The 15,641-nt window shown below is 64.3% G+C and carries 14 protein-coding genes and 1 pseudogene; 9 read left to right on the forward strand and 6 right to left on the reverse strand.

Annotation, left to right across the window (positions count from 1 at the left end; all coding sequences use genetic code 11):
* Nucleotides 1-3 precede the first annotated feature (3 nt).
* A complete protein-coding gene (locus tag VGC56_RS13930; RefSeq protein ID WP_464125805.1) occupies nucleotides 4-576 on the reverse strand; it encodes a hypothetical protein in 573 nt (190 codons plus the stop codon).
* A gap of 139 nt (nucleotides 577-715) precedes the next feature.
* Here VGC56_RS13930 and VGC56_RS13935 point away from each other — a divergent pair, with 139 nt between their 5' ends.
* Both VGC56_RS13935 and VGC56_RS13940 read left to right on the forward strand, forming a co-directional pair.
* Nucleotides 716-2,689: a winged helix-turn-helix domain-containing protein gene (locus VGC56_RS13935; protein WP_464125807.1), complete on the forward strand. Its 1,974-nt coding sequence runs from the start codon at nucleotides 716-718 to the stop codon at nucleotides 2,687-2,689.
* A gap of 23 nt (nucleotides 2,690-2,712) precedes the next feature.
* Nucleotides 2,713-3,097 (forward strand): annotated as a pseudogene (locus VGC56_RS13940) (site-specific integrase).
* A 147-nt stretch (nucleotides 3,098-3,244) separates the two neighbouring features.
* On the opposite strand, the gene VGC56_RS13945 reads toward VGC56_RS13940, so the two are convergent.
* From VGC56_RS13945 to VGC56_RS13960, 4 genes are all read right to left on the reverse strand, one after another.
* Nucleotides 3,245-3,967, reverse strand: coding sequence for an SHOCT domain-containing protein (locus tag VGC56_RS13945; protein ID WP_464125877.1), 723 nt, complete (start codon nucleotides 3,965-3,967; stop codon nucleotides 3,245-3,247).
* Between the two features lie 75 nt (nucleotides 3,968-4,042).
* Entirely contained in the window at nucleotides 4,043-5,176 is a 1,134-nt protein-coding gene (locus tag VGC56_RS13950; RefSeq protein WP_464125809.1) for a DUF2628 domain-containing protein, read from the reverse strand.
* Nucleotides 5,177-5,303: 127 nt separating this feature from the next.
* Nucleotides 5,304-6,149: a hypothetical protein gene (locus VGC56_RS13955; RefSeq protein WP_464125811.1), complete on the reverse strand. Its 846-nt coding sequence runs from the start codon at nucleotides 6,147-6,149 to the stop codon at nucleotides 5,304-5,306.
* A complete protein-coding gene (locus VGC56_RS13960) occupies nucleotides 6,146-6,490 on the reverse strand; it encodes a hypothetical protein (protein WP_464125813.1) in 345 nt (114 codons plus the stop codon). Before VGC56_RS13960 ends, VGC56_RS13955 begins: the two co-directional genes overlap by 4 nt.
* Nucleotides 6,491-6,711: 221 nt before the next feature.
* Here VGC56_RS13960 and VGC56_RS13965 point away from each other — a divergent pair, with 221 nt between their 5' ends.
* From VGC56_RS13965 to VGC56_RS13990, 6 genes are all read left to right on the forward strand, one after another.
* The gene (locus tag VGC56_RS13965) at nucleotides 6,712-7,311 is read left to right on the forward strand and encodes a response regulator transcription factor (protein WP_464125815.1); all 600 of its coding nucleotides are present in this window, start codon (nucleotides 6,712-6,714) and stop codon (nucleotides 7,309-7,311) included.
* Nucleotides 7,308-9,056 carry an ATP-binding response regulator gene (locus VGC56_RS13970; protein ID WP_464125817.1) on the forward strand — a complete coding sequence of 583 codons (1,749 nt, stop codon included), beginning with the start codon at nucleotides 7,308-7,310 and terminating at the stop codon, nucleotides 9,054-9,056. The genes VGC56_RS13965 and VGC56_RS13970 overlap by 4 nt, the downstream gene beginning before the upstream one ends.
* A 557-nt stretch (nucleotides 9,057-9,613) precedes the next feature.
* Entirely contained in the window at nucleotides 9,614-10,333 is a 720-nt protein-coding gene (locus VGC56_RS13975; RefSeq protein WP_464125819.1) for a hypothetical protein, read from the forward strand.
* Nucleotides 10,334-10,411: 78 nt separating this feature from the next.
* Complete coding sequence (locus VGC56_RS13980) at nucleotides 10,412-10,651, forward strand: SHOCT domain-containing protein (protein ID WP_464125821.1); 240 nt, start codon at nucleotides 10,412-10,414, stop codon at nucleotides 10,649-10,651.
* Between the two features lie 63 nt (nucleotides 10,652-10,714).
* Nucleotides 10,715-11,347: an SHOCT domain-containing protein gene (locus VGC56_RS13985; protein ID WP_464125823.1), complete on the forward strand. Its 633-nt coding sequence runs from the start codon at nucleotides 10,715-10,717 to the stop codon at nucleotides 11,345-11,347.
* 29 nt (nucleotides 11,348-11,376) lie between these two features.
* Nucleotides 11,377-11,889, forward strand: coding sequence for a hypothetical protein (locus tag VGC56_RS13990; RefSeq protein WP_464125825.1), 513 nt, complete (start codon nucleotides 11,377-11,379; stop codon nucleotides 11,887-11,889).
* Nucleotides 11,890-12,152: 263 nt separating this feature from the next.
* Here VGC56_RS13990 and VGC56_RS13995 read toward each other — a convergent pair whose 3' ends face one another.
* The gene (locus VGC56_RS13995) at nucleotides 12,153-14,492 is read right to left on the reverse strand and encodes a PAS domain-containing protein (RefSeq protein WP_464125827.1); all 2,340 of its coding nucleotides are present in this window, start codon (nucleotides 14,490-14,492) and stop codon (nucleotides 12,153-12,155) included.
* Nucleotides 14,493-15,230: 738 nt separating this feature from the next.
* Here VGC56_RS13995 and VGC56_RS14000 point away from each other — a divergent pair.
* Nucleotides 15,231-15,629, forward strand: a complete 399-nt coding sequence (locus VGC56_RS14000; protein WP_464125829.1) for a DUF1801 domain-containing protein — start codon at nucleotides 15,231-15,233, stop codon at nucleotides 15,627-15,629.
* Nucleotides 15,630-15,641: the final 12 nt, after the last annotated feature.

Consider the following 15,641-nt stretch of genomic DNA (forward strand, 5'->3'; position numbering starts at 1 on the left):
TGCTCAATTCGCCTGTATCCGATGACCGACGACTTCGCCTGCCACGTGCTGCAGCAGGGCGTTCGAATTCGGGTCGTAGACGTCGAGAGTGAACGAACCGGTGTAGGAGGCGCCACCGGGTTCGACGACGACATCTTCCTTGATGTTGACCTTGGCATTGAGGGTGCCGGAGCCGTCGTAGCTGAGCGCGAAATGGTTGAGATGGTACCGAGACGCACCAGTCTGTTTCCATACCCCCATGCAGAAATTCTCGGTGGAGGGTGCACGCCCGCCGCTGTTCATCAGCTCGGTCTTGTCCGAATGCCATTGCTGGTAGCCGAAATCCACCGGGTTGCCCCCCGCCGTCATTTTGAAGGACCACATACCAACGATCGAGCGTCCTTCCTCCTCGTCGTCGCTGGCGCGGTGGAACAGGGCGCGCTGCTGGTGATCCGGCTGATTGTCCTGCCAGCTTGCCGGGTGAGACCACGCCTTGTCGCCGCATGCCGCAGAAGCGCATGAGGCATAGGTGATGGCGCCCAGGCCGAGTGAGGCAAGTGCGCACGCCCTGATCGACGCTGCGAAAATTAGCCTCATATCTCTTCCTCCCAAGGGTGGCGCTCCGAGCGGCGCCAATGAGCCTTCTGCCTGTGGCGCCGTGACGCCCGCTTTGTTGTCCCGCCGGACCAGCATCCGGCGATGGCAAAAAGCTGATTTTTTCCTGATTTCATGTAGGATGGACTGGGCCGTTGGGGGTGCGCAGATGGATGGGCCACTTTCGCTCGAGGCCCGGCGGGTCGATCTCGCGCTTGCGAAGGCGTTCCGCTTGGGCGGGGTAACGGTCGATCCGGCCGCACATGAACTCGCCTGGGGCGACACATCGCGACGACTTCAGCCGCAGACATTGAAGGTGCTGGTCGCCCTTCACGACAAAATTGGCCAGGTCGTTCCCCGCCAGCAGCTGATCGACCGATGCTGGGATGGCCGCTTTGTCGGCGACGACGTTATCAACCGCTGCATCTCGCTGTTGCGCCGGATCGCAATGGAGAGCGGCGGGATCGAAATTCAGACTATTCCGAGAGGTGGTTATCGGCTGCTCGACGCATCTCAGGCCGCTGACCTCACGCCGGACGAGATTGCGTCGGCTCCGGCGCGGCCGCTGGCTCCGCGACCCCAGGGGCTTACCGCGTTCGTCGCAGCGCTCGGCCTGCTGATCGCCGCAGGGGGCGGGATATTCCTCTACCAGCAGCTCGATGGCCGCCGGCCTGACGCGGTTATGCTAAAGCCGTTCCAGATCGCAGGCAGTGCCGCGGCGGCGCGCACCATGGCGGCAGCGGTGCCGGGGGAAGTGGCCGGGGCCCTCGCCGCCGCTGGCCTCAAGGTCGTGCATCCGGATGCTGCGGGCTCTTCGGACCAGGCAGCGTTCGTTCTGGGAGGGCGTGTCGAGCTTACGGGCCCGGACCTGCACCTGACGGCCGATTTGGAGGACGCGCGGGACCACTTGGTGCTGTGGTCCACTACCTTCACCCGGCCAGCCGTTCAGATGCAGGCGATGCAGGAGCAGGTGTCCGCCAATCTGGCGGCGGTGCTTCACTGCGCGCTCGACACCTCGCGCGATCCGCACGAACAATTGGCCCAGGACACGATCAAGCTCTATCTCAAGGCGTGCGCCCTCCAGCAGGCTGTCGATCCCCCGGAAGCGGAAATCGTCGATCTGCTTAAGCAGGTCACCGGGCGGCAGCCGCGATTCGCGACCGCGTGGGCGCGACTTGCACTGGCAGCCGCAGAGGCCAGATTCTTAGAGGGGAATCCTTCGAGCGCCGATGCGCTGCGCAGGGAGGCGTCCGCCGCAGCGCGGGTGGCGCTTCGCTTAGATCCGAACTCGGGTCTCGCCCATGAGGCCCTGATCAACATGAAGCTCGGCCGCGCTCCGTTCGAGCAGCTCCACCGGGAGATTCGGGCCGCGCTGAGTCTAGATCCACGAAATGCTGACCTTACGAACGACGACGGCGAGCTGATGATGCGTATGGGTAGCCTGGATCAAGCCTTGGAAATGTTTCGCCGGGGCGTCGAGATGGATCCACTTTCGCCTGCGCAGGTGTCCGACCTCATCAATGAGCTCATCAATGATTCGCGAAACACTGAAGCACAAGCAACGCTCCAGCGCGCACTCCGTATCTGGCCCGACGACAACAACCTTAGAATCATCCGCCTGGATTATGAAGCACGCTTCGGCTCTCCTGCGTCTGCGCTGGCCATCCTTAAGGATCCTGACGCGAGGCCCCAAAAGGTCCACGACATCACGCTTGAGGCGTATCGGCGTCTCGCGGAGACTCGCAGGGTCGGCCGAGCCGCGGAGACCAAGGCTTTCATCGTCTGGTTGAAGGAGGCGGTTGCCTCAGGGCAGCTCGGCATCGACTTCGCTGCTCCGCGTATGGCGGCGTTTGGGGATGTCGACGGCGCATTCAGGCTTGCCTTCGCCTCCAAGGCTACGGTTCCTGCCATCGATCCCGAGTTTCTATGGGAGCCGGAGTCGGTCGCTCTTCGTCGAGATCGCCGCTTCGTTGCGCTCGCCGCCAAGTTCCATGTTGCGGATTTCTGGAGGACGACCGGAATATGGCCAGACTTTTGCGCCACGCCAGATTGGCCGTACAGCTGCAAGAAAGAGCTGTCGTTAGTATCGTTGCAAAGCCTGAGAGATCAGCCGTAGGTTTGCGTGCTAGGCAGCCTGGCTTGTGCTTCCCGCCACCCCGATGCAAGGCCCAGCCGGAGCGCGCCCCGCGAACCGAGGCTCTCCTGGGGCTCGCAATCGACAGTAAACTTAGCGGTTGTGATCTGGTGAAAGTGCGTATTGGCGATATGGTCAGCGGGGGACGTGTTCGCGCGAGACCATGGTGATTCAGCAGAAGACCGGCAGGCCTGTTAGCGATCGGTCTGCGACGCGAGGACTATGGCACCCATTCACTGCGACGGACCAAAGCAGCCATAATCTACAAGCAGACCGGCAACTTGCGGGCCGTTCAGATCCTCCTCGAACACTAAGATCGAGACGGCGGTGCGGTGCCTGGGCGTAGAAGTGGAGGACGCACTGGCGCTGGCGGAGGCAACGGAGATCTGAACGAAGAGACGGTGAGCGCCCTGCCTCAGCGGGGTGCTCACTTTCCCCGCCGCTAGCACCACCCCACGTCGGATTAGCAATCGAGGCCGAGTGTACCTTCGCCGGTGTTCTCAATCTCCTAGTCGGGATCGGCTGATGGGTATCGGCCTAGCCTCGCCTCCACGTACACGTCCCAACGGCTCCTGGCTGTGAGATGGTGTTGCCGTCGACCACGTCATAATGAAAAGTCTCACTCTGGCCCGGGACTCCTCCGACAATGATGGAGGATCCGTTCACGACATAACCGGACACGGCAGCACCTGAGGTCAGGCCATGCAGCGTTTGATCCGTATGATCGGGGGTGAAAGCCATGAGCTCGTTGCATCCACTTGGCCCGGAAGCGAGCTTCCATCTACCCAGAAGAAAGCTGTTGTTCATCGTTGGTGCGGGCGTCGGCGGGACGGTCGCGGGTCCGGCGAAGGCCGGCGCTGATGGACTCGCGGGCGCCGGAGCGCCGGCAACCTGAGCGGGCGCATTGGCATCGGCTGAGCTGGCAGCACCTGCAGGAGCCGGCGCTTGGCTCCACGTTGGAGGTGGGTAGGGAGCCGACGAATGCTGCGCCGGCTGAAACGAGAGCGCCACAAGTGCCGTGAGTGCCACGGCTCCCGCGGCCAGGCCGGCGATCACCTTGCCGCGGGTGCTGCCGAGAAAGGATGCGGACGCAAGCTCTCGCGGCGGAGCCCGACTGGGAGATATCTGTGCTCGCGTGGCAGCACTTGCCTCGCTCGCGCTCAGGAGCCGCGCCTTCTTCGCAGCAAACTCTGCTTCCGTGAGAACTCCGGCGTCACGAAGTGCAGCCAACCTGATCAAGTCATCTGTCAAAACCGACATTGCCGTCACTCACGTTGATGTTCTCGCGTAGGGAAATGATCGTTTCATCCAGTAAAACAGAAGCCCCACCTCAAGTCAGCATTGCTCCTGCTGCCACGTGATGGTGCGTGGCGCGGTTCCCATCACCATTGTGTTGCCGGCCCCGCGTACGACCGGTCCACTATTGGGTGCTTGTCCCGTCACGCTCACGACCAAGGTGTCGGCACCACCGGACCCCGGAGTCAGCGACCAGGTACCGGTCGACCCGGCATTGTCGCTGAGCGTATGATCGGCGCTGAGGCGCATCCAGGAGGTGCACGGCGGGCTTGAGACCGGTCCCCATTGGCCGATCACCCACTCGGCGGCCGCTGGGGTGGTGCCAGCCGGTGGGTAAGCCGAGCCGGCCGAGGGGGGCGGATATGCAGTTGGAGACGTTGTCGCGGTGCCACCGCTGGGCGCGGTCGTAGCCGTTCCACCGAGCGGCGAATAGGCAGTAGCCGTGGTGAGGGCGCTCTGCGCCCTGACGATTTGGATGTAGGAAAGGCCCCCCACGACGACCAGCCACACCGCAAGCAGGCCGAGCGCGGCAGGCATGGACACGCCGCCTTGCGCCTGAGCGGACGCGGACCGTGCCTGCGGATCGTGATTCGCCGCCTCGATCCCAGCGAGGCTGCGGCGGACATGGTCGCGATAGAGCGTGTTGCCGCGCCACCCCACTCCCCCGGCGATGACGAGCACCAGGATGTTCGTCAGGGCTGCGATGGCCGGCACGAGCATGCCGACGATCACCAGCAGCAGGACCGCGCCCGCCGCGATCAAGGCGGGCTGGAACATCTTGCGATACGCCATCCAGTAGATGCTCAGCAGGAACGCCGCCCAGTTCCAGGAATAGGGCTTGGCCTGCGCCTCCATGGTGCGCCACTTGCCGAGGTAAAAATCGGCATTGGGCCCGACGAAAGCCCGCATCAGCTGCTCCTCGGGGTCGCCTGCCGGAGGAGTCGGCGTCGCGACCGCGGGGGCCGACGGCACCGGGTTGTAGACGGGCGTCGCCTGCGTCTGGGTTGCTGCCGGGGATGTCGCCGATGCAGGGGTTGCCGGTAGAGGCGTTGATGCTGGTGGCATCTGCGTCTGCAGCAATTGAGCCTTCTGTGCGTCGAATTCCGCGTCGGTGAGGATGCCTCGCTCTCGCAATTCCGCCAGCTTGGTCAGCTCGTCCGTGAGGTTCGACATGTCGTCTCCTGTTGTCAGCTTCCGTTCGAAGCGGTGGATGTCGGCTTCGGACCCTGATGAGGCAGGGTGCCCTCGTCTCGGAGCTGCTCCCCGCTACGAGCCCGCTCTCTTGTTCAGTCGCCGGTTTTCACGCGGAGCACAGCTTTCGGCACGGCGCGTTGGCGATATCGGCCCTGATCCGGCCCGCCTGCGCCTTGAACTCGGGTGAGGCCTGGGCAGCCTGGTCGATCGTGGCGCCGAGCTCCTGGCGCTGAGCGCGGCTGAAGGCGGTCGCAAAGCTGCCGGTGTCGCGGACGAGGACGTCCATGACCCTTTTTCGCTGCTCCGGCTGAATGTCGCCGCTCGCCGCCAATTGCACGAGGCCGGTGAACTGCCCGTACGCGCCGTTGCGAACCTGGGCGACGGCGGCGGCCTTCCCCGAGAGGTCGCGTCCTTCGAACTCCTTGTCGATGATCGGCATGTGCACGGCGGTGCAGTGCCCCAAATAGAGGAGCGGGGTCATCATCTGGGCCATGTACCGGGTGGCGTTCTCGTTCATCTTCGCGGCCTTCGCCTGATCCTCCACCGGCAATCCGTTTGCGTTCGCTCCGCCGAGACCGGCGCTGACGTAGGCTGCGGTGATGTTGGTCGCAGGTCCGCAGAGCCTGTCGAATGAGTCTGAACCTGCCACCGGCATGGCCGGTGTGCCGAGCTCGGTCAGGGCCCGGTTCGCCTCGCCATCGAACGCTCTGACGTCCGGATCGTCTGCCGAAGGCATCTGGGCTTTCTCACCCGGCGCGCCGAGCTTCTTCTCGAGCGCCGCCGCTGTCCGGATAAGCTTGGCGGACGCGTCGCGAGCGCCGGCGCCGCTGCCGCCGCCGGAGCAGGCGGCAACCATCGCTGCGGCGGCCACCACCGTGGCGCCGAAAAAAACTCGCTTCATTTGGTGTTGCTCCTCTTCAGCTTTGCCCCGTGGCAGCGGCGACGCGCTCAACCGCACTTCCTCATCGGCTGCTTGTGCCAGGCCGCTTGCTGCCCTCCATAGGTGCCGTGGTCGAGACGCAGGGTGCCGCCCTCGAGGATGTAGGTTTCGGCCACGGCGCCCTGCGGCGTGTCATAGGCGACATTGAGACTAGCGCCCTGAAGGGTTGCGGCCTTGAGGCGATACGTCGCCTTGTCCGGGTACAGATGCATTTCGTTGCCGTCGAACTTGACGAAAGGCGTCGAGCAGTCGGCCGACCAGATGCCCTGCACCGCGTCGGGTGTCTTGGGTCCCACGCTTCCGCACCCGGCAAGCAGGCCAGCAGCGGCGACAGCGACAAGCCTCCATTCCATGGTCGGCCCTCCTCGAGTGAGCTTCGCCCCGCGATGTGCCGCAGGGCGGGCGGGCGAGTCCGGATAGGCGTCCGGCCTCGCATCGCCGGCGATGTGGCTACGCGGCTCCAGATCGGGATGTCGATTGCCTAATTAGGCAGATGCAAGCGGTCCGCGTTGCGGGTATCGAACAGGATCGGGCACCTCGCTGCCGGAGTCTCTCGGGAAGCGAAGGGGTTCGCTTGGCACTCATCCTCGTCGTCGACGATCACCCGCTTTTCCGCGACGGGTTCGCGTACATGGCGCGGGTCTTGCGGCCGGGCTGGAGCCTGCGGTTCGCGGAGAGCGCGTCGTCGGCGCTCGAGTTGCTTCGGGAGATGACGCCGGATCTGGTCATCGTCGACATCGGCCTTCCCGGCGACGATGGATTCACTCTCCTCAAGACGATCGCGCACGCCTATCCGAACCTTCCACAGGCGTTGATTTCGGGCCGGGACGATCCGGCGGTGCGCGTGCGCGCCCGATCCTGCGGGGCGCGAGGTTTCATCTCGAAGACGACCGTGCCTGAACTGATGGCCGAACAGGTAGACGCGCTTCTCGCCGGGAACAGGGCCTTTACGGCGGAGGACTCGAACGCCACGCTTCCGGAGCTGACCACGCGTCAGGCGGAAGTGCTCCTGCTGCTGACCGAAGGACATGGTAATAAGGAGATCCGCCATCGTCTCGGGATTGCGGAGCGGACGGTCCGGGCGCACCTCACCGACCTCTTCCAGTTGCTTGGCGCGCACAGCCGGACCCAGGCGATCATTCGCGCACGCGAGCTCGGGCTGATCGGGGGATGAGCCCGGTCCGGGCTGCCGCGATCCGCACCCTGTTCCTGCAGATGCGGAGTCACGCCGCGGCCGGAGGCGTCATCACCGTCTACATGATCGGCACGGCCTGGGCGTTCACGCCGCATCCGGTCATCGCGATCTGGGCGGCGCTCGCGATCGCCGCGCAGCTGCTCCGACAAGCGCTGCGACGGGCCTTTTATCGACGAAAACCGGAGGACGCTGCACTCGGCCGATGGGCTCGGCTCTACGCGGCGAATGCCGGCCTTATCGGGATGATATGGGGCGCCAGCTTCTTCCTGTTCGCCCACCCGACGCAGCCGGTTACCGTCGCCCTGACCCTGTGCTGCCTCTACTCGATCGCCAGCGGCAGCACGCCGTCCCACGCTTACTATCCTCCCAGCCTTTATGCGCTGGTCGTGCCCGTATTCGCGGCTGTCCTGATCCGGCTGCTCGCTACCGGACAATTCGGCTACATCCTGCTGGGCCTGGCCTCGGCGCTCTACGCGCTTACGATGGTGGCGTTCTGCCGTGCACAGGCCCGCACTCTCGACGAAGGGTTCAAGATAAGGTTTGAGAATCAGGCGCTCGTCGAAGCCCTGACGGTGCAGAAGGCGGAGGCCGACGAAGCGCGCCGCAAGGCGGAGCTTGCGAGCCTTGCGAAGTCTCAGTTCCTCGCTGCGGCCAGCCATGACCTCCGCCAGCCCCTCTATGCCCTCAGCCTGTTCTCGGCTTCCCTGGGAGCGCTGAAGCTTGATGAGGAAGGGGCCCGGGTGGTGGCGAACATCCAGGACAGCGTCGCCGTCATGGAGTCCCTTTTCACGGGGTTGCTCGACATCTCGAAACTGGAGGCAGGGGTCGTTCGGCCGAAGCTTACGTCGGTGTCGGTCGACGCCCTGTTCGACAGGCTCAGCCAGTATTTCCGCCCCGTGGCTCTCGAGCGCGGTCTCGATCTTCGATTCCGCTCCGACGGGGAATGGGTCACGAGCGACGAGGCGCTGCTGGAGCAGGTGCTTTCGAACCTGGTGTCCAACGCGCTGCGCTGCACGAGTGCGGGCGGGGTCCTCGTCGCCGCCCGCCGGAAAGAAGCGAGGGTCCGGCTCGAAGTTTGGGACACAGGCATCGGGATCGCCGAAAGGGACATCGAGCGCGTCTTTGAAGAATTCGTCCAGCTGGAAAATCCAGAGCGCGACCGGCGCAAGGGGCTGGGTCTCGGCCTCGCGATCGCCAGTCGTTCCGCCGCGCTGATCGGAAGCCGCGTCGCGCTGGCATCACGCCCCGGTCGCGGTTCGCGGTTTGCTGTCGAGCAGCAGACAGCTTCCGCGCCGTGGAGCATCAATGCCAAGGGCGTCCCTTCGGCGGGTGGCATCGCTCAGTTGCCGCGCGATGCAACGCTGCCTTTGCTCATCGTCGAGGACGACCGCGACGTACGGCATGCATTGAGCGACCTGCTCAATCATTGGAATGCTCGCCATGAGGCGGTAGCCGATGCCGAGGAAGCTCTCCTTCGTGTCGAGGCGGGCACGCGTTACGGCCTGGTTCTTAGCGATTACCGCCTAGCCGGCGCGATGAACGGCCTGGAGCTTCTGATGGCTATCAACGAGCGCCACTCCGCGCCTGCGCCTGCTTCGGCCCTGATCACCGGCGATTTCGATCCGGCATTGATCGCCGCCGCGCACCTGCGCGGCATTCCCTTGCTGATGAAGCCGCTGAAGCCGCAGGATCTTCAAACCTTGTTGGGCATCGGAGCAAGATGATGCCGCCCCGGCAGCAAGGGTAAGAGTAAAGATGGGGCCTGTGGGCGGCCTCGATCGCGCCGCTTGCGCCCGATGCCCCCCCGGCCGCCATGCCTCTTTAGGCAATTGACCCACGCCAAGCTGTTCGGAAGATGTCTCTGCCAGCACCCATGGTGAAACCGGTTTGCCTGGCGGGTTCTCTTCGCCCTCGAGCATAAAGGTCGAACATCGTCATGACGTCGCACATGAAAAACGGGGCCCGTTTGCTGCTTGCCGCGGGCGCCATAGCTGCAGGCGAACCAGCGGGCGCGCAATCGACCGCGGGCACATATAGCTATGGGACCTACAATCCCGTGCAAGCGGCGATCAATCGCAACTCCATGAATGCCGCCGTTCGTCGCCAGGCGGCGAGGGGGCATCGCGGCCATTCCCGCGCGCACCATGGCCGAAGCTCGCACAGGCATCATGTGCGCGGCCACCGCTAAGGCCCGGCGCCGACGCGATCGCGGAACGCTCTCAGCCTATGGCTTGCAGCCAATCCGCGTTGCTGCCACGCTGAGGTTTCGAAGGGGGTTGCCATGAAGCTGGTTTATTGGGCGCTCGCGTCGGTGGGTTCCGTTTGTGCAGCTTCATCTGCGGACGCGCAGTCCTTCACGACCGGCCAGACGGTGTATGCGACACCGTCGGGCGCCACAAACGGCTGGTACAGCGGGTGCATCGTCAAGGAGGGCCGCAGCAACAGGTCGTACCAGGTTGAATGCGGCGGTACCGTCTGGTGGGTAACCGCCGAAAACATTCGCACCACCCCGCCGGAAGCGATGCCTGACCCGATGTCTCCGGGGCGCACCCTCATGCCCGTCGTCACGCCATCCCATCCGCCCGCAGTAGCGGCCGCCCAGAACGCCACGCGAGTTGGAGCTCCGGGGGCCCGCGTCGCGACGCGTGTTGCGGTTCCTCCGAGAGGCAACGGGCTGACCAACGGGGACCGCGACCTTGCGACGGTGCGGCGGAATATCGCGCGGGACAAAGCCGAGTCCACTCCAGCCGCGCTCCAGAATGGGAAATACACCTGCTACTCTGGCGGCCAGTACACCTTCTCGGATTTGCACATCACCGGCCCGCACAGCTATTCGGTAGAACCGGGCGGCAGCGGGAGATTCAACTACGCGAGCGGCGCATTGACGTTTTTATCGGGGCCTTACGCCGGCGCCTATTCCAGAATGGTCGACGGTCACACGATCGGAGTTTCCACGGCGGGAAACCACAATCTGGCAACGCAATGCGGGCTCGAGAAATGACAGGCTGAGCAGCCTGCTGAAGAGGCTTCTGCGGGGAGGGAACAACAGGTGCAAGGGCAATCCGGCTCATCGGGCACAATGCTGATCGTGCTGCTCATGATTGGCTTCATTGCAGCGGCCGCGGCCTGGTTTCTGGTCGCAAGGCGTCGGCCGACCGTGCAAGCTCCGCATGCACCAGGTGCGGAGGTGCACGCCAAAACGGCCCCGGTCAGTTTGGCGGACGAATTGAGCGAGCTCGCCGCTCTGCGAGATAAAGGCGTCCTGTCTCACCAGGAGTTCGAAGCTGAGAAGGCGAAGCTGCTCAGTGCGAATTCGTAGCCAGGGCGTTGACGCAATGCCGTCAGCGCCTTGGACCGACAGCCTGATAACCAGGGAGAAGATATGTCGATCCTCACGGAGGAGCTCGCGAAATTGGCGGCGTTGCGGGACCGGGGCATTCTCACCGACTTCGAGTTCGAGGCACAAAAGACGAGCCTGCTGCAGGCGGAGCGGCCGGGTCCAGCGCCGGTGCCCGGATCATACGAGGCCCCGACGCCAGCATCATTCGCGGCAGGGAGTTTCCTCAGCACCACCAACAGCAAGGTTATCGCTGCATCGGGGGCCGGGATTGCGGCCGTGGTAGCGATCGCGGCCATCATCGCGGGAAACGCACCCTCTTCCAGAGCGTCCACGTCCTCTACTCCGGCCGTCTCAGCCTCCCCCCTGGCCCCGAGCACTCGTTCTCAACCCTCGGAGGTTGCAGCACCTGCTGCCGACTCGGGTGCGGTCGCGAACGGGAAGTACACCTGCTACGCCGGCGGGCAGTATACGTTTTCGGACCTCTATATCACGGGACCCCATGAGTATCGCGTCGAGCCGGGCGGAAGCGGGAACTTCAGCTACGCGAACGGCGCATTGACGTTCTCGTCGGGGCCTTACGCGGGCGCCTATTCCAGAATGATCGATGGCCACACGATCGGGGTCTCGGCGCCGGGGAGCCAGAACCTGGGCACCCAATGCGGACTCGAGAAATGATCGACTAGAGAGCCGGGGGGAGAGAAATAATGCGGCGTATCCTGATCGCACTCCTTGGAACCTTGGGAGCATGTCATTCCACGGCAAGCTCGCCAACCGCGTCGGACGCAGCCGTGGCACCCGAATTCGCGGCGATCGACCCGACTTCGTTCGCGTCGGCGCAGATCGACCGTCAGCCGATCGGCGGCGGCGGTGTCGCCGCTACCAGCGAAAAGGGGGTCTACTCGCAAAGGGACCCCAGTGCGCCGCGGGCGCGCGAGGCGAAGACCTGTCCGCTCAGCACGGAGCAGACGACGAGCCTGGTCAACACGTTGCGCCACGCCAAGGTTCTGTCCGAGCAGCCGAGCGGCGGAGTGGGCGCTGACATGACGATCAAGTTCACGAAGAGCGACGGCAGCACGATCACCGCCGTCATCGGGGACGCCAACGCCAAGTACGCCCCCGACACGCCGATCTTTTTTAATTTGAAAGCTGCGACCTTGACGGCAGCGCAGCGAGATTCGGTCGTACAAGTGGCAGCGGCCGCTGGATGTCCCCTCTAAGGTCAAGGCAGCGAGCGCCCGCCAGAGGATGGAGCGGCACACCGCAGCCATGCGATCAGCTTCGTTCTCGGGAATGATGTCCGGCGATATCGGGCCCATACACGTCTCTCGGAGAAGGCCGGACCCGGCGGAGCCAGACGCTTATCACACGAAAGGGCGGCGGTATCCTCTCGCCAGCTGCAAGGTTCGGAGATGCGACCGGCTAAGGCACATGGAAGGAAGGTCTCGCTTGTTCGCCGCGCCACCTCGGGCCTGGCAAAGGCTCAAGGGCGCCTGTGGAGCAACAGCTTCGCGACGGCGGCGCCAAGCTCCGCTTGCCGGAATGGTTTCGTCAGCCGCGTGACATCCGGTCCTATGCCTTCCGCGTCCGCATAACCCGATATGAGTAGAACTGGCAGATCGGCGCGTCGTTGGCGAACGGCCGCAGCCAGTTCGGTGCCTGTCATCCCAGGCATAAGATGGTCGGTCACCAGAACGTCTACGCTCACCTCCTCTTCGAGGCGACGCAGGGCCTCGTCAGCCGACTGGACGTCGATGACACGGTAGCCCAGGTCGGTGAGCATGTCGGCGGTGCTGGCGCGGACCAAAGCTTCGTCGTCGACGAGGAGGACCGTCCCGGATCCGGGCCTTGCTTGTGGGTCGGTCGCTTTCGCAGCTGCACCCGAAATCGCTTCAGCGATCGGCAACCAGATCTTGATCGTGGTGCCTTCGCCCAACTCGCTTTCTATCGTCAGGGCGCCGCCGAGCTGGGCAGCCAGGCCGTGCACCATGGACAGGCCGAGACCGGTCCCGCGACCGATACCCTTGGTGGAGAAAAACGGCTCCGTCGCGTGAGCACGGGTTTCCTGGTCCATACCGACCCCGGTGTCGTGGACGCAGAGCCGAAGGTAGGCGCCAGGTCGAAGGTCGATCCCGTGATGATGCTCCAGGTTCTCGGCCGCGAGAGCAATCGAAAGGGTTCCGCCGTCCGGCATGGCGTCGCGCGCGTTCACGGCGAGGTTTAGCAGCGCCATCTCGAGCTGGTTGGCGTCGGCGACAGCGGCTGTCAGATCGGCCGGCACGTCCAGGCTGATCTGAATACGAGGGCCGACGGTGCTCGCCAGCAGATCCTCCATGCCGTGAACCAATGCTCCGACATCCACTGCCTGAGGCTGTAGCGGCTGGCGCCGCGCGAAAGCCAGGAGGCGCTGCACCAGCGTCTTGGCACGCTCGGCGGATTGGAGAGCGCCGTCGATCATGCGCAGCGAGCGCGCGTCGCCAACCCCTTTGCGCTGGAGCATGTCGAGGCTGCCGATGATCGGCATCAGAAGATTGTTGAAGTCGTGGGCCACACCGCCCGTCAGCTGCCCCATCGCATCCATTTTTTGGCTTTGCCTGAGCGCCTCCTGAGCCTGGGCAAGCTCGGCGTCGCGCCGTAGCCGATCGGTGACGTCGTAGACGAATTGATACGCTCCGATGATTCCGCCCTGGGGGTCGCGGAGAATGTTGAACTTCATCTCGTAATAGCGTCGCTCTCGATCGGGATCACCGTATGCGTCGATGTGCGTGAATGCCTCGCCGCCTAGCGCGCGAGCCCAAACAGCCCTTACCTGGGCCTGGTGCTCCCCCTGATTCTCGAGGAGGTCCAGCATCGAATCGCCGGCCTTGGGGCGGACGCCGTAGATGCGCTCGAACTCGTCGGCACTGGCGCGGTTGACGGCAAGCCAGCGGTAGTCTGGGTCGACGACCTGGATGAAGGCATCGGTGGTCTCCACGACCTCAGCCAGTATCCGCCGCTCGGCAAGCGCGTCGGCGACGCGCTCCTCCAGAGTCGCGTTCAACTCTCGCAGGCGAGCCTCGTTTTGGCGCAGCGCTGCCTGGGCGCCATGGCTTTCCGTGACATCATAGCCTTCGCAGAAGATCCCGGTGGCCTGCCCCGCTTCGTCCACCACGGCCTCGTAGATGAAATCCAGAAAGCGCTCGACATCCGGCCCCTGGGGAGACAGGCGCAACCGAGCCGGCACGTGGTGGGCCGAATATCGCTCGCCCGTGGCGTAGACGTGGTCCAGCCACTCGAAAAACCCCTGGCCCTCCAGCTCTGGGAAGACTTCCCGAACCGTGCGCCCGATATATTCGCGGTCGCCGAATAGCCGGATGTAGGCATCGTTGACGAATTCGAAGATGTGGTCGGGCTGGCCCAGAATGGTGATGAAGCCCGGTGCCTGCTGAAATAGGCGTCGCTGTCGAGCCGTGGCCGCGGCCGCCTTCCGCTCCGCCAGCACCTGTCCGGTCGTCTCCGTGCAGGCGCAGAAGAAGCCCGCGATGGCGCCGCTCTCTTCGCGGACGGGGGTGTAGGAGAAGGCGAAATGAGCCTCCTCCCGATAGCCTTTGCGCTCCATATGAAGCTCGATGTCGTTCATGTGGACGGGTTCGCCGGCGAACGCCTGCGCGACAATCGGGATCAGGTCGCGCTCAATCTCATTCCACACCTTCAGGAACGGCTGACCGACCGCCGCAGGGTGCTTTGCAGCGAGAATCTCACTGTAGGCGTCGTTGTAGAGAAGGGTTCCTTCAGCGCCCCAGACGACGAACATCGCCTGGTTGGACCCAAGGATAACGCTCATCAGGGTCTTCAGAGGTTGAGGCCACCCAGAAGGCGGTCCTAGCGGTGACGAAGTCCAGTCAAGAGCGCGCAGAAGGGCGCCTGTCTGGCCCCCTCCGGCCAGGACGTGCACCACCTCCGTGTCCAATTTGACCCCCCCCCATCCTGACATAATCCTCGCCGCGTCGCCCGTAGTGCCAAGCGGCAATGGGAGCATGAGCGCAGCGCCACGAACTTAGTTCCGATGACGCAACGACGCCGGCGTCGGGTCTCGGGAGCAAGGCCGCTTCGCCACCTGCGTGATCATGCCCGATGGAACAGCCTGCCCTTCGAAGGACAGCTTCACGTCCGCTCTTCCTTCTCCCGCAGCCGCAGAGCGGAGGGTCCGCTGCCGCCAGAAGCGGACATTGCCGAAACCTTCAGGATGTCTCTCTCACGAGGACCGCACTCGAAGGGTCGTAAGTCATTCCCACAAGCGAGCCGTCATCGATCCGGGCGACCAGCTCGTCAATGATCGGCAGCGGCACGAGTAACCATTCGCGCGGCCGGACCAGCTTTCCGAACCGATTAGGAATTTCGATGTTGAAGCGAACGGCTCCGAGAACCCGATGGATCTAGGCTTCAAAGCGCTTTCCAGCTCCTGTTGCCGGAGCGGATATTCAAGGAGTATCCAGCCGGCGAGGCGCTGGACCTGATCGGGCGGGTTGCGAGGCTTTGATCGCAAGGCTGGCGGCACTTCGTCGCCGGGAGGAAATACGGGATGACAAATGCGGACGGTGACGAAGGCAAGCGGGCGTCGCAGCTGATCGACGAGCGGATCGAGGCGTTGGGGGACTGGCGTGGCGAGACGCTCCGCCGCGTCCGCGCGCTGATCCGGCAGGCCGATCCGGAGGTGGTCGAGGAATGGAAGTGGCGCGGCGTCCCGGTCTGGTCCGACAAGGGGATCCTGTGCACCGGCGAGACCTACAAGGCCATCGTCAAGCTGACCTTTGCCAAGGGCGCCGCCCTCGACGATCCTTCCGGCCTGTTCAATGCGAGCCTCGAGGGCAATACCCGCCGCGCCATCGACCTGCGCGAGGGCGAGGAGATAGACGAGGCGGCGTTCAAGGCGCTCATTCGCGCGGCGGCGGCGCTGAACGCGACGCGCGCCAGGCGCTGACCGGCCGCGCGC

The sequence above is a fragment of the Allosphingosinicella sp. genome (assembly GCF_036403745.1).
Lineage (GTDB): Bacteria > Pseudomonadota > Alphaproteobacteria > Sphingomonadales > Sphingomonadaceae > Allosphingosinicella.

What these genes read in the sequence shown, in the direction of transcription:
- VGC56_RS13930 (WP_464125805.1), bottom strand. Translation starts at nt 576, where the DNA reads ATGAGGCTAATTTTCGCAGCGTCGATCAGGGCGTGCGCACTTGCCTCA.
- VGC56_RS13935 (WP_464125807.1), top strand. Translation starts at nt 716, where the DNA reads ATGGACTGGGCCGTTGGGGGTGCGCAGATGGATGGGCCACTTTCGCTC.
- VGC56_RS13945 (WP_464125877.1), bottom strand. Translation starts at nt 3,967, where the DNA reads ATGTCGGTTTTGACAGATGACTTGATCAGGTTGGCTGCACTTCGTGAC.
- VGC56_RS13950 (WP_464125809.1), bottom strand. Translation starts at nt 5,176, where the DNA reads ATGTCGAACCTCACGGACGAGCTGACCAAGCTGGCGGAATTGCGAGAG.
- VGC56_RS13960 (WP_464125813.1), bottom strand. Translation starts at nt 6,490, where the DNA reads ATGGAATGGAGGCTTGTCGCTGTCGCCGCTGCTGGCCTGCTTGCCGGG.
- VGC56_RS13970 (WP_464125817.1), top strand. Translation starts at nt 7,308, where the DNA reads ATGAGCCCGGTCCGGGCTGCCGCGATCCGCACCCTGTTCCTGCAGATG.
- VGC56_RS13975 (WP_464125819.1), top strand. Translation starts at nt 9,614, where the DNA reads ATGAAGCTGGTTTATTGGGCGCTCGCGTCGGTGGGTTCCGTTTGTGCA.
- VGC56_RS13980 (WP_464125821.1), top strand. Translation starts at nt 10,412, where the DNA reads ATGCTGATCGTGCTGCTCATGATTGGCTTCATTGCAGCGGCCGCGGCC.
- VGC56_RS13985 (WP_464125823.1), top strand. Translation starts at nt 10,715, where the DNA reads ATGTCGATCCTCACGGAGGAGCTCGCGAAATTGGCGGCGTTGCGGGAC.
- VGC56_RS13990 (WP_464125825.1), top strand. Translation starts at nt 11,377, where the DNA reads ATGCGGCGTATCCTGATCGCACTCCTTGGAACCTTGGGAGCATGTCAT.
- VGC56_RS13995 (WP_464125827.1), bottom strand. Translation starts at nt 14,492, where the DNA reads ATGAGCGTTATCCTTGGGTCCAACCAGGCGATGTTCGTCGTCTGGGGC.
- VGC56_RS14000 (WP_464125829.1), top strand. Translation starts at nt 15,231, where the DNA reads ATGACAAATGCGGACGGTGACGAAGGCAAGCGGGCGTCGCAGCTGATC.